Raw genomic sequence first — 14066 nt, 5'->3', positions numbered from 1 at the left:
GTAAAACAGAAAAACGTTATCCAAAGTATGTCCCGTAAGGGTACACCTTCAGATAACGCTCCAATAGAGTCGTTTCATGCCTCACTAAAGTCAGAAACGTTCTACATCTCAAAAGAGCCGATAGGCTCTAATACTAGAGTAATCGATATTGTAGAAAAATACATCTATTTTTGGAATCATAATAGAATTTTATCCAAATTAGGGTATCTTTCGCCCGTCGAATACCGATCAGCAAGATTAAATTGAGTCGCTCTTTTTATTTTGTATCAAAAAGTAGTTGCACTTCCGGTCAAGACCTTAGCTTCTTTTTATCTATTTTAATTTTAATTCACACGATGAACAGCTATCCCAATTGCACCTGGACCGGTATGAACACCCAAAGCAGGCGATACTTCTGAGCTTAGCAATTGACGAATTTTTAAGCCACTGGATTGTAACGATTCACGCATTTTCTCAGCTAGCTCTTTTGTATCTGCATTAACAATGATAATATCGACCTCATGATTTTCTGCAAAATCATGTACTAGCTGATTTATTTTTTTTAGTGCCTTCGTTTTACCGCGCTCCTTAGCGACAGGATAATAAATACCTGATTCGTCACATGAAATAACTGGTTTAATATTTAAAAGCTGACCAACCATACCTGAAACACGACCAATACGTCCACCCTTGATTAAATACATCAGCGTATCAACATAAAAGAAAATTTTGTTATTGGTCAACTGTGCTTCAGTTTTTGCAACAACTGTTTGAAAATCATCACCAGCGGCAATCAGGCTAGCCGCATAGATTACAGATAAGCCACTGGCAACAGAAATATTTTTAGTATCAATAAAAGCAAACTCTAAATTATCAAATTCCTCAGCCTGCATCCGAATTGCATTTAAGGTACCACTTAAACCGCTAGAAATCGTAATGACAATTACCTTTTGATAGCCATCAGCCTTAATTTTGTGCAAAATACCATGAATCTGTTCACCACTTGGCGTTGAGGTTGTTGGAATTCTATCAGGCATTTGCTGATAAACCGTTTCTGGTGTGATATTCACCGAATCTTGATAAGTTGCCTCGGTATAATGAATATTTAAGGGCGCAATAAAAATTGGACCCTGTTCAATTACTGCCTTTGGAACATCAGTCCCTGAATCAACTAATAATGCAATTTTTTCCATCATATTTCCCTTCCATCATAACCGTATTTTCCTGTAGGACCAATTGATTAGTTAACCATTTAGAAGCAAAGCTCAATGCTGCTAATGAAACTGCTAGCTCTGATTTGGAACAATTTACACAATGCGCTTTAATTGTTGCATTTTCAGCTAAAATTAACCTAAACGCCATTTCTTGACTATCACAAAAATAATCATAGGCCAATTGCGCATCCATTTTTTTTAGCTGCCAGTCCATTACCTGACGAATCTCTGGTAAAGTAAAGCTAGACTTCATTAACGTAATAACAATAAAGCTTGCTAAATGCTTACGACTATAACGTTTCTTTTCAGGCTTTGGTGCAACATCCTTTTTAGTGTAATTATTAATCATCGTCGCCGTAATGATACTTTGCTCATTTAGATATAAAGGCTTTAAATGTTGGTTTAATAATTGAATAACCTGATCAATATATAGGTCTATTTCTGGTAATTCAGCCCATCTAGGCAGCTTAAACTCAAGAATTGACTCAAAGGGTACTGAGCTCTCCATTACCTACCTCCTTATCACAAGTTTTCTTATATTATATCATGGTTCTCGAAACTGTCAATTACGGTTTTCGAAACCTTATATATAATAAAAAAACTAGAGTAACGCTGACTGCTAATTACTCTAGTCCTCCTGTTATCCAATTATTTAGGCATCCGCCTCTAAAAACTCAACTTGATTATTGACAAAGCCTTTAATTCTAGCTAAGGATTTTACCGGAATCGCCAAGGATTCTAATAATTCACGCCCGCTTTGGAAGCTCTTTTCGATTACAATACCAACGCCCACAACCTGGCTTCCAGCTTGCTCACAAAGCTCTATCAAGCCTTTTGCAGCCTGACCATTTGCTAAAAAATCATCGATAATGAGCACGCGATCTGCTTCACCTAAAAATTTTCTGGAGATTGAAATTGTGCTCGTTACTTGCTTAGTAAATGAATAAACTTCAGTCGTTAATAGCTCTTCATTCATTGTCAAGCTCTTTGATTTACGGGCAAAGACCATTGGAGTATTTAGTAGCTGCGCGGTATAAACCGCAGGGGCAATACCACTCGCTTCAATGGTCACAACCTTTGTAATTCCCAAATCAGCATACACATCTGCAAAGGTTTGCCCTATATTAAACATTAATTCTGGATCAATTTGGTGCGTTAAAAAACGGTCAACCTTTAAAACCTCGCTACCTAAAACAATGCCCTCATCCTTAATTTTTTGCTCTAATAATTTCAAAACAATCTCCAATCAATTTAATTTAATCGCTAACTTGCGCTATTTAATTACTTAAAAGCTGAAATATCAAATGACAATGATTACCACTAAGTCAATAATTCAGTAATTCAACTGATAACTATTTTACCAAATTATCATAAAAAATTCAGTATAAATTAAACGAATCGCCAATATTATAATCACCCTTGAGCTAAGCTTTTAAAGTGCCCTTTGGTTGCTTCTAAAAACAAGTTCAAATGCATACCTTTGCCACTAACTGCCTCCATTTTTTTAAAGTCACAAAAAATGTCGGAGAGTAAGTGGCAATGGCAAAAAAGCGCATAGCAAATATCTGCTACACGCTAATAACTTAAAAAATTTATTTTATTCTTTAGAATCATTTGAATCTGAATTAGAATCCTGTGTTGATTGATTATCTTTCTTTGCCCAGTCTGCAATCGAGTTATCTGCTGAGCTAGAATGACTATCGTCTGTCTTATCCTTATCTTTTTCCTCAACGGCGCGTTTAGCTTCATCAAAGGTCATAGCCTTTGCTTCATATGTTTTTGAGCCTTCAGGCATTTGACCCGTTTCAAATAATGATTTAATTTGAGCCGCATCAAGTGTTTCATACTCAAGCAACATTTCAGCGATCAGCTTATGCTTATCACGATTTGACTCAATGATTTCATGTGCCTTCGCATGTGCTTCATTTAATATACGACGCACCTCTTGGTCAATCTCATAAGCAACCTGTTCAGAATAACCTTTTCCTTGACCATAATCGCGGCCTAAGAAAACGGAATGATTACCCTCATATTGAACAGGTCCAAGCTTTTCACTCATCCCATACTCAGTAACCATTGAACGAGCCAATTGCGTTGCCTGTTCAAAGTCATTACTTGCACCGGTCGTTTGCTGTCCAAAGACAATTTCTTCAGCAGTACGACCACCAAGTAAGCCAACCAATTGTTCAAACATATCTTCTTTACTCATTAAGAACTGATCTTCTTTTGGCAAGGCAATCATATAACCACCAGCACGTCCACGAGGAACGATTGTTACCTTATGGACAACACGCGCATTAGATAAAATTAAACCAACAATTGTATGCCCAGCCTCGTGGTAAGCAACCATTTCACGCTCTTTCTTGGAAATGGCACGATCAGTCTTGGCAGGTCCAGCAATGACGCGATCCTCTGCCTCATCAATATCACTTGCATCAATTTTCTTTTTATTACGACGCGCAGCAACTAGGGCTGCCTCATTTAAAACATTTTCAAGCTCAGCACCAGCAAAGCCCGGTGTTTGCTGAGCCACCACTTTTAAATCAACGTCATCAGCTAAAGGCTTGTTTTTAGCATGAACCTTCAAAATTGCTTCACGGCCTTTAACATCTGGACGACCAACTAAAATTTGACGGTCAAAACGTCCTGGGCGAAGCAAGGCTGGATCTAGCACATCCGAACGGTTAGTAGCCGCAATGACAATGACGCCTTCATTGCCACTAAAGCCATCCATTTCAACTAGCAATTGATTCAGTGTCTGCTCACGCTCATCATGACCGCCGCCCATACCGGCGCCACGCTGGCGACCGACAGCATCAATTTCATCAATAAAGATAATAGCTAGGGCATTTTTCTTAGCCGTTTCAAATAAATCACGAACACGACTTGCACCAACACCGACAAACATTTCAACAAAATCAGAACCCGAAATTGAGTAGAATGGTACACCAGCTTCACCAGCAACTGCCTTAGCAAGTAATGTTTTACCTGTTCCCGGAGGACCCTCAAGTAAGACACCTGATGGAATACGCGCACCTAAGGCACTGAATCGACGTGGATCCTTTAAGAATTCAACGACCTCAACCAATTCTTGTTTTTCTTCTTCTGCACCAGCAACATCAGAAAAACGAACCTTATTAGCCTTTTTATCCGCTTCCTTTGCTCGTGATTTGCCAAAGCTCATCGCGCCTCGACCACCGCCACCTTGCTGTCCTTGATTCATCATCATGTAGAAAAATAAGAACAAAAGAATGATCGGTAAAATTGAAATTGCCAATGATAGCCACAAGCTATTATTGCTTTCTGGTTTTATATCAACAGAAACACTTTTTTCTTTTGCGACTGCTGATAAATCTGAGATGGTCGAGTCACTAGGTAAAATGATTGTTGAAAAATTTTTCGTTTTAGCGCTTGTATTACCCCAAATTTTAAAACCACTTGCATTCTTTACCGTTTGCTCATCTTTATACTCACCAGTTACTTCAATGACACTACCCGATGGCTGATAATTAATTTTGCTAATTTTTCCATCTTCTAGCTGCTCTGAAAATTGTGAATACGTAATCTCATTTACAGTTGTACTGCTACCCCTGAAAAAGAACTGAACGACAACAACTAAAGACAATATTAATAAAATATAAAGAAATGAATTCTTTAAAAAACCATTCTTATTTTCCATCAACTTCCTCCAATTCACCTAATGACTGATAAATTTCTTCTTTTAAAACACCAACATACGGCAGATTTCGATATTTTTCATCATAATCCAAGCCATAACCTACTAAAAACTCATTAGGTGTATTAAAGCAAACATAATCAGCAGATATATCTACGACTCTACCTTCGGGCTTATCAAGTAATGTCGCAATTTTCACTGAATTTGCTTTACGATACTTAAATAAATTAACCAAATAGCTTAATGTCCGACCTGTATCAATGATATCTTCAACAATCAAGATATCCCTACCTTCAACACTTGTATCTAAATCCTTTAAAATTTTAACTTCGCCACTTGAAGTTGTACCTCCATGGTAGCTTGATACAACCATAAAGTCCATTTCTAAATGGTCATCAACTGCTCTCGTTAAATCCGCCAAAAATGGCACCGCACCCTTTAAAACACCAATTACTAAAGGATTTTTTCCTGCGTAATCTTCTGATAGCTGCTTTCCAAGTTCGTGTGTCTTGGCATCAATTTCTGCTTTGGTGAATAACACCTTTTTAATGTCTTTGTCTAACATATTAGCCTTTCCATTTAAAATATAGATTATTCTTAATTGTATCAGTTTCTGGACTTATACTCAAATAAGTTTTATTTTTTGTTAATACAGCAATTATTTTATCATTTTGTTCCAAAATAATCGATTTTTCTCGCTCGTCAATTGGAACTTTATCATCGATTAATAATCTTCTCACCTTTTTAGTTAAACTAGGCGATAGCTGAAGCTTGTCGCCGGCCTTTCTTGAACGAATCGTAACCGGCTTCATAGAGTATAAGGGGATAAAAGAATCGTTTGGTCTTGGCTGCCATGAAAAGCTAATGCAGTCATTTTCAAAGCCTTTTTCATTCAATATAACTTCCAAAATTTGAGTATTCTGACAATCAAGCCACTCAATCCAAAATGTATCATAGGTTTTAACTAATTGCTTTTGCTCACTAAGCTTGTATTGATACTGTTTAGAATTTGATAAGAGACTCAATATTTCTTGCACTCGATTTTTTGATAAATCAAAAATATCATTCTGCTCAAAATAATCCAAAATAAAAAAATAACGCTCACTATTGCTTATCTTCTGAAACATTGATAAATCAACGCGCCCATTACTCTGTAGCGTCTCTTTAAGCTTAGAAATATGATGATAAATCAGCTCATTTGCACTGACTAGCTCCTCACTGAGCTGCACAATATCATGGGTCAATTGCGGATTTTCCTTTGATAACAATGGCAGGTATTGATTTCTGACACGATTTCTAAAATAATTTGGTGACTGATTGGATTCATCCTCAACAAATGTAAGCTCGAGCTGTGATAACTCAAATTTTGTAAAAGGTAATAATGGTCGAATTAGCTCACCAGTGGCAAATGGCCGTCTTGGAGAAATACCTGATAAATTAGATAGGCGATTACCACGAATCAGACGCATTAACAGGGTTTCGGCCTGATCATCCGCATGATGCGCCGTTACAAGCTTGTCATAATCTACCATTAAACGTCGAAATACATTATATCGGAATATTCTCGCTTTTTCTTCCACCCCAAGACTGATTTTTTGATGATGCCAGACCTCCTCATGATAAGGTAACGAGAGCTGACTGGTCAAGGCACGTACAAAATCCGCTTCAGCATCACTGCTCGGCCGCAAGCGATGATTAACGTGAACGACCGTAATATCAATTGGATAATCTAGCGAAAATACCTTTAGCAAATGTAAAAGGGCAATAGAATCTTGCCCACCTGAGACCGCTACTAAAACCCGATCATGTACTGAAAAAAATGTATTCTTTAACAGGTGTCGTTTAAACTTATCGTACATTACGCCCTCCAATCACTCAAAAATCAATTCCTAAAAAAAACTGGTCCAGTCATCAATTTTCAAACCTATTAGAAATAAGCAAATAAAAAAATTGTTTATTTCCAATAAGACATCAGAAAACAAATAAATTGCTTCCCAATTAAATGAATTTGATATCTGTCCCAGCTTTACACCAATTGTGTAGCTTTCATCTTTTTATATTTTAAGCTAACAAAATTTCATTATTTTTTTCGACCGCCACGGCCACCACGTTTACCTTCACGACTTCTTTTGATTGCTACAAGATGTTCTTCACTTTGACGCAAAAAGCCCTTCATCATTAAATCAAATTCCGAAAGCTCAGTGCCATCTTTAGCATATTTTTTTGGGTCCTTTTTAAACTCAACTGGTTCACGTTCGACCTTTGGTGCCTCTGTCCTCTGCGATTGAGCTGGCTTATCCATTGCTTGCTTAATAGATAGACTAATTTTACCATCATCTGCAATTTGCATTACTTTTACAGTCACAACATCGCCAACAGATAAAATATCATTGATATTATTAATAAAATCATTTGAAACTTGACTAATATGTACTAAACCACTCTTGCCTTCGCCCAAATCAATGAAAGCGCCGAAATTTGTAATCCCAGTTACTTTTCCTTGAAGTTTTTGCCCCACTTCGATTGACATAAATAAAAAAATCCTCCTAAAAACGATTATAATTTAGAAACTTTTAAAAAATTTTATGCTCATATAAAAATGCGATCATCAACCTTAGAAGCTCATCGCATTACCATGTCATAAATTAGTTATTCACCTTGATTTGTGTCTGGTAAACGATAAACCTGTTCACCATCCTTTGAATAATAATAACGATTTCGCGCTACCTTAGCTACATAATCATTATCTTCAAGCTGTTTGACCTTACGCTGATTACTTTCAACCTCGTCACTCGCCTGCTCAGATTTCTTCTGAATCTGATGAAGCTCTGTTTTGGTATCCACTAATACTGAGAACGATTTCACTAGTTCAATCGTTGGATATGTAAAAAGAATGATTGATAGAATTGCTAATCCAGCAATCCGGCGCCGACTAAAATGTTTATAGCGAATTTTCATACTTTCATGCTTTTTAACTTCTTTTGTATATTCATTACTCAAAGTCGTTATTTTATCCTTGCCCATTCCTTCACCTCTTTCAAAAACTAAAAGCGTCAGTTTTAATGCTTTGACCTAAGCCCAAAAAATATAAAGACACTTAAAGTTATGAATTATTCCAACTTAAAGGTCTGCTTATAGCGCTTAAAGCTAGACTCCTACAATTGATAGTTCTCAACTATTCTACCAAATTTATATTGGAAAGGAAATAGTTAGAACATAATTCTATTAAAAATTAATTATTTTATTAATTAATTGATTCCTCATTCAAAATTTGATACATTCGCTCTGCATCCTCTTTTTTAGTTGAATCCTTCATTTCTAACACTTTAAAGGTTAGACGTTTATTACCAAAGGTAATTTCAACTTCATCATTGATTTTTAAATCGGTCGAGGATTTAGCAAGTAAGCCATTGACCTTAATTCGCCCCTTATCCGCTACTTCCTTAGCAACTGTTCTTCTTTTAATAATTCTAGAAACCTTTAAATATTTATCTAATCTCATAAATTCTCCTTTTATTATTACTACATCTCTTTAGTAGCCTTCGCTTCACTTTAATTCATCCCAGCAAATAACCTTTAATTTTAGAAGGCAGACAATCAAAAAAGCTGCACCGAGCGTTGAGAGCAGTATCACTTCAAATAACATTCCAAAGCGTGTATTAAATGTCAGTAATCCCTCGGCTATTCTTACAATACCGCTCATTAAAATAAGTAAGCAAATAAATTTCACCTTAAAATAAAAATACTGGTATTCACTGATAAAATAACAGAGAAACACAATAAACAAACTAATTATTGTTGAAATACTACTGCCAAAAATACCATAAGATTTAGTCAGAAAATACGTTAACAATAGCTTACTCAATAAGCCAGCAGACAAAAACCAGATATTAACTTTTCTACGCCTAGCGATTTCATAATGGTGATGTAAGACCTGAATCATACTTAGCAAAAAAATAGCGAGAAGATAATAGGAAATTGCTTTAATTCCCCGATTATCTTTAAATAAAACTTGATTCATTAAATCAATCACTAACAACATTCCAATCGTAATTGATAGGCTAACTATTGTAATCACCTTAATTTTTTGTTTGAGTAATTGCTGATACTTTACTCGATTTGTTTGATACGTATAGGTTAGCTGAGGCAGGGCTTGACTAATAATTGCCAAGGTAATTGTTAAGCCCAGCTGGACAAAGGGCTGCGCACGATCAAAAACGCCTTTTTCAATTTGAGCTGAAAAATTTGCTAATCCTGAAGCAACTAAGGCATTTTTTACTGCAAAAGCATCTACCAATTGGAAAAGCAGCAAAAAAATGGCAAAATAGATAAAATTAAAGCTGTCTTTAAAAAAAATTACCAAGAGTTTGCTGGCTTCCGCAGGCTTAATACGCTGTCCCCACAATTTAAAGGGCAGACGTCGATTGATTGTCAATATAGCGACGATTTCTCCAATAACACTTCCCAGCATCGCAATAATAGCAGTTTGATAAACATCGAGCTGCCATGCACCAAACAAATAGGCTCCTAGCCAGATAATCAGCACTCGCACAATCTGCTCAATAACTTGACTTTTTGCAGTAACATCAAGCTCCCCTTGCGACTGAAAGTAGCCTCTATAGACACTCAACAAGGGGGTACAAAGCAAAGGCAGGCACCCCGCAATAATCACAGGATAGAGCTTTACCTCACCCATCAGTATGGCTAATGGCTTGCTTGCTAGTGCAATGATAAGAAATAAAGCAAAGGACAGCCAACAGGTAACTTGAAAAAACTGACTCAAATAGTCTGTAAGTGCGCTTTTAGCTTTTCCAGCTACTGCTTTGGCAATAAAATTGGGCAGAGCAACTAAAGAAATCGTCGTAATAATCGCCATCATCGGATATACCTGCTGATAAGCATAGAAGCCTAAATCACCAACCAGATTTTGATATGGAAAACGATATAAGGCCGCTAAAACCTTGGCAATCACACCTGAAATAATTAAAATGATGGCACTATTTTTTAGATTTATTTGATTTAATTTCACTTAATTTACCTATAACCGCTTTTAATTCGATTAAAAGTTGGTTTTGATTAATTTTTCGAGCATCTAAATTAACTACCATTTTACCATTAACATCACCGATTGTAACTGGTAATTTAGTCTCATTTAGTGCCTCAAAATAATCTTGCGTCAAGAAAACCTGTACTGCCTTGCCACTCATTCTAATCTCAACTTGATCACCCTTATTTTTAATCAGATCAACAAGTGCATTATCAGCATACATTTTGATTAAACCGATTTCTAATAGATAAGCTACGGCATCTGGGTATTCCCCAAAACGATCCATTAGTTCAGCAGTCAGCTCATCATACATTTCGACTGACTCAAATTCACGAATTCGCTTATAAATTTCGATTTTTTGACGTTCATCCGTTATATAAGTCATTGGAATATATGCATCAATCCTAAGATCAAGCTCCGCATTTGATTTAAGGACTGTTTGTTCAGTTCCCTGCTTGCGCTGGACAGCCTCCTCTAGCATCTGTGAGTACATTTCAAAGCCAACACTATCGATAAAGCCGTGCTGCTGAACACCCAATACGTTTCCAGCTCCCCGAATTGATAAGTCACGCATCGCAATTTTAAAACCGCTGCCTAATTCTGTAAAGCCTTTAATCGCTTCCAATCGTTTCTCACTTTCCTCACTCAGCGATTTATCAGGCCGATACATAAAATAAGCATAGGCAATTCGATTGCTCCTGCCGACACGACCACGAAGCTGATAGAGCGTTGACAAGCCCATATAATCAGCATTTTCCACAAATAATGTATTGACATTAGGCATGTCAACACCTGTTTCAATGATGGTCGTTGTCACTAAGACATCATACGCACCTTCTAAAAAGTCAACTAATACATTTTCCAGCTGCATCTCAGACATCTGACCATGTGCGTATGCGATTCGGGCATCTGGCACGATATCTTGCAGCTCTGAGACCTTCTGCTCAATCATATCTACTCGATTAAATAAATAGAAGCATTGCCCGCCGCGACTTAGCTCACGCTCAATTGCATCGCGGATCACATCGTAATTTGTTTCCAGAACATAGGTTTGAACTGGATAACGATTCTGCGGTGGCGTTTCAATAATTGATAAATCACGTATTCCTAGCATTGACATATGCAGTGTTCTTGGAATCGGGGTCGCTGTTAGCGTTAGCACATCGACCTGTGCTCTTAATTGCTTCAAGCGTTCCTTATGCTTCACTCCAAATCGCTGCTCCTCATCAATAATAATTAGCCCTAAATCTCGAAAAACAATATCTTTAGATAAAATGCGATGAGTACCAACCACAATATCGATTTTACCCTCTTTTAAGCGTTCAATCGTTGCTTCCTGCTGTTTTTTCGTCCGAAAGCGTGAGAGCATATCAATTTCTACAGGAAAGCCTTGAAATCTTTTAAGCATATTTTGATAATGCTGATCCGCCAAAATAGTAGTTGGTACTAGGATTGCCACCTGCTTGTGATCATTAATCGCTTTAAATGCCGCTCTCAAAGCAACCTCTGTTTTACCAAAGCCAACATCACCCACCAGTAAACGATCCATCGGTCGAATTTTTTCCATATCTCGTTTAATTTCATCAATACTCCGCAACTGGTCATCTGTTTCAACAAAAGGAAATGAATCATCAAATACCTGCTGATTATCATCATCATTAGAAAAGGCAAAACCACGCTGAGCTTCACGCTCAGCATATAGTTCAATTAAATCGTCAGCAATATCCTCAACCTGCTTGGAAACCTTTTGCCGCGTTTTCTTCCATTTTGTATCATTAAGCTTATTAATATGAGGAACCTTACCCTCACTAGCTACATATTTAGTAATTAGGTCCAAATGCGTTACTGGAATTGAAATTTTATCTGAATTCTGATAACGAATCGTTAAATAGTCTTGATGGATGCCGTTAATTTCAATGGTCTCAATGCCAACATATTGACCAATCCCATGATTTTTATGGACAACGTAATCACCAATTTTGAGCTCATTGTAGTCCTTAAGACGCTCTGCATTAGAAATAGCCTGCCGTCTCGTCCTTTTCTTGGCATAGCCTTGAAATAATTCTTTTTCAGTAATGACAACCATTGACTCATCTAGAAATGAAAAACCACTACTCAGACTGCCAATCGTCACCTGAAAAATCTTAGGTAGTATATTTTCTGAATTAGTTATTTGAGGTGTCATGTTAAATTCGTTTAAGGCTTCCACTGTTTTTTCCAAACGCTGCTGATCCGGACTGAGTACAATAACCGTTTGCGTTTGCTTTTGATAACGTCTGATTTCCTCTGCTAATAATGGTAATTGCCCAAAAAATTGCTGCATCACGTGACTTGTAAAATTAAATAATGCATCAAATCGTAAATTACCTAATCCTTTTTGAAAAACCGAAAAGAAAGTTAACCTTGTTTGTTGTTTTAATTGCTCATAAAAAGGCATCAGATACTCTTGATCAGAAAAGGCAAGACCTGTATGCAGTTCAAGCGTTAAGAACTCTGCCGCTTCAAGATCAATTTTATGTGCCATATCCATAATTTTTTGTAAATCATCAATGAAAATCAAGCTATCTTTTGACAAATAGTCAAAAAGACTATGGCCTTTTTCATAGAAATAGCTCGAAAATTTACTTAAATCTTGATGATAAGCCCCTTTTTGAGCAGCTTCGATTAATTCATTAAAGTAACTGGCAAGCTTATCTTGTGACTGAACGTCAATCGTAGCAAGCTTTTTGTCTAGAGAGGCACTCAAAATTTCAGTACCTTTTTTTAAAGCATCGCTTGAAAAATAATTTTCAGTAGCCGGTGAAATAAGCTGCTCTGACATTTCTTCAATTGAACGCTGCGTCATCACATCAAATTTACGAATACTGTCTATTTCATCGCCAAAAAATTCAATTCGGAGTGGATACTCCGAGTCTAATGGATAGATATCAATAATATCGCCACGGATTGCAAACTCCCCTGGCGTCGCAACTAGATTCTCTCGTTTATAGCCCAAATTGATTAATTTTTGTGCTAAGCTATGATGCTCAAATTCCTGACCAGCTTTAAATAAAATATGTGCTCGTTGCCAATCTTCAGGCGGTGCTAATCGCTTCTTCAGCCCCATAACTGGTACAATCACAATCCCAGGCTGTCCGCTAATGAGGAAATCTAATACCTCAACCCTAGAAGCACGACGCTCAGGTGAAGCAAAAGCAAATTCAGCCACGACAGCTTCATCAGCAAAAAAGGTAAAGACTTGATTTTCGCCAATTAGGCCGGCCAAATCATCTGCCAATTGAGTTGCTGCCAATTGATTTTTAACCACAACCAGCATTTGTCTGGGATAATTTTCATAGGCCGCCGCAATCGCAAGTGCTTTTGAGGTGCCTACTAAGCCAGTAATTAATTGACGATTTGATCTATCAAAATTACGTAGCCACTGTCCTATTTTTTCATTCTTTGCAAATATATCAATTAGATTCATTTCTCACCCGTTATATTTATTCATTAAATTAGTAAATTCATCTTGCTTAGTATAATCCTCAGCCGCAGAGGCTGCTTTACTAACAGCGGTTTGCACTAAAGCATGATCATTTTTAGCAAAGCCTGATAGAACATAATTTACAACTTTTTCTTTACTATGCTCTGGTCGACCAATACCAATTTTAATTCGAGCAAATTCGTTAGTTCCAATTGCCGCAATAATATCCTTAATACCATTATGCCCACCAGCCGAGCCCTTTTGTCGCAATCGAAGCCTACCTACCTCACTATCTAAGTCATCATAAATTACCAATAGCTTTTCCTTGGGAATATTAAAATAGGTCAGCAAACCACCGACCGCTTTACCTGAAGCATTCATAAAGGTAGTTGGTTTAATTAAGTATACTTTTTCCCCATTTTTAAAATAAGACGCAACATCTGCCTGAAAGGCTTTATCACGCTTGAATGTAAGTCCCTCTCCTCTGGCAATTTCATCAACGACCATAAAGCCAATATTGTGCTTTGTATCTTGATACTTATCACCGGGATTACCCAATCCAACAATCATTATTGTCATATAAAACATCCTCACATTGTTCATTTATAAAATTATCGTAAACGCAGAAAAACGCACAAAGAATTTTGTGCATGAAAAAATATTATTGCGATTTATGATAAAGCAATT

General features: G+C 36.9%; 13 protein-coding genes. 1 reads left to right on the top strand and 12 read right to left on the bottom strand.

Going from position 1 to position 14066, the window contains the following annotated elements; translation table 11 throughout:
* Positions 1-246: IS3 family transposase (locus HOY35_RS11825; protein WP_172285821.1), on the top strand; the 246-nt coding region annotated here is incomplete at its 5' end.
* Positions 247-323: 77 nt separating this feature from the next.
* Here the strand turns inward: HOY35_RS11825 and HOY35_RS11820 are convergent.
* The 12 genes from HOY35_RS11820 to pth all read right to left on the bottom strand — a co-directional run bounded on the left by HOY35_RS11820 (position 324) and on the right by pth (position 13958).
* Positions 324-1175 (bottom strand): DegV family protein, encoded by an 852-nt coding sequence (locus HOY35_RS11820; RefSeq protein WP_172214196.1) that lies wholly within the window; start codon positions 1173-1175, stop codon positions 324-326.
* The gene (locus HOY35_RS11815) at positions 1147-1701 is read right to left on the bottom strand and encodes a DUF1836 domain-containing protein (RefSeq protein ID WP_172214194.1); all 555 of its coding nucleotides are present in this window, start codon (positions 1699-1701) and stop codon (positions 1147-1149) included. Before HOY35_RS11815 ends, HOY35_RS11820 begins: the two co-directional genes overlap by 29 nt.
* A gap of 144 nt (positions 1702-1845) precedes the next feature.
* Positions 1846-2427, bottom strand: coding sequence for a xanthine phosphoribosyltransferase (locus tag HOY35_RS11810; protein ID WP_172214192.1), 582 nt, complete (start codon positions 2425-2427; stop codon positions 1846-1848).
* Positions 2428-2790: 363 nt separating this feature from the next.
* Positions 2791-4875, bottom strand: coding sequence for an ATP-dependent zinc metalloprotease FtsH (ftsH, locus tag HOY35_RS11805; protein WP_283770772.1), 2085 nt, complete (start codon positions 4873-4875; stop codon positions 2791-2793).
* Positions 4862-5434, bottom strand: coding sequence for a hypoxanthine phosphoribosyltransferase (gene hpt / locus HOY35_RS11800; protein ID WP_172214187.1), 573 nt, complete (start codon positions 5432-5434; stop codon positions 4862-4864). The genes ftsH and hpt overlap by 14 nt, the downstream gene beginning before the upstream one ends.
* Before the next feature lies 1 nt (position 5435).
* Positions 5436-6728 (bottom strand): tRNA lysidine(34) synthetase TilS, encoded by a 1293-nt coding sequence (gene tilS / locus HOY35_RS11795; protein WP_172214185.1) that lies wholly within the window; start codon positions 6726-6728, stop codon positions 5436-5438.
* Between the two features lie 221 nt (positions 6729-6949).
* Entirely contained in the window at positions 6950-7399 is a 450-nt protein-coding gene (locus HOY35_RS11790) for a S1 domain-containing RNA-binding protein (protein WP_172214174.1), read from the bottom strand.
* Between the two features lie 119 nt (positions 7400-7518).
* Positions 7519-7893, bottom strand: coding sequence for a septum formation initiator family protein (locus tag HOY35_RS11785; protein WP_172214172.1), 375 nt, complete (start codon positions 7891-7893; stop codon positions 7519-7521).
* Between the two features lie 220 nt (positions 7894-8113).
* Positions 8114-8371 (bottom strand): RNA-binding S4 domain-containing protein, encoded by a 258-nt coding sequence (locus HOY35_RS11780; protein WP_172214170.1) that lies wholly within the window; start codon positions 8369-8371, stop codon positions 8114-8116.
* 45 nt (positions 8372-8416) lie between these two features.
* A complete protein-coding gene (locus HOY35_RS13690; protein WP_172214168.1) occupies positions 8417-9898 on the bottom strand; it encodes an oligosaccharide flippase family protein in 1482 nt (493 codons plus the stop codon).
* Entirely contained in the window at positions 9867-13382 is a 3516-nt protein-coding gene (mfd, locus tag HOY35_RS11770) for a transcription-repair coupling factor (protein WP_172214166.1), read from the bottom strand. The genes HOY35_RS13690 and mfd overlap by 32 nt, the downstream gene beginning before the upstream one ends.
* Before the next feature lie 3 nt (positions 13383-13385).
* On the bottom strand, positions 13386-13958 hold the full coding sequence (gene pth / locus HOY35_RS11765; RefSeq protein ID WP_172214164.1) for an aminoacyl-tRNA hydrolase: 573 nt from the start codon (positions 13956-13958) through the stop codon (positions 13386-13388).
* Between the last annotated feature and the right edge of the window lie 108 nt (positions 13959-14066).

Origin of the sequence: Enterococcus sp. MMGLQ5-1 (genome assembly GCF_013155265.1) — a bacterium.
Lineage (GTDB): Bacteria > Bacillota > Bacilli > Lactobacillales > Streptococcaceae > MMGLQ5-1.
This window is presented reverse-complemented; position numbering and strand designations above follow the sequence as displayed.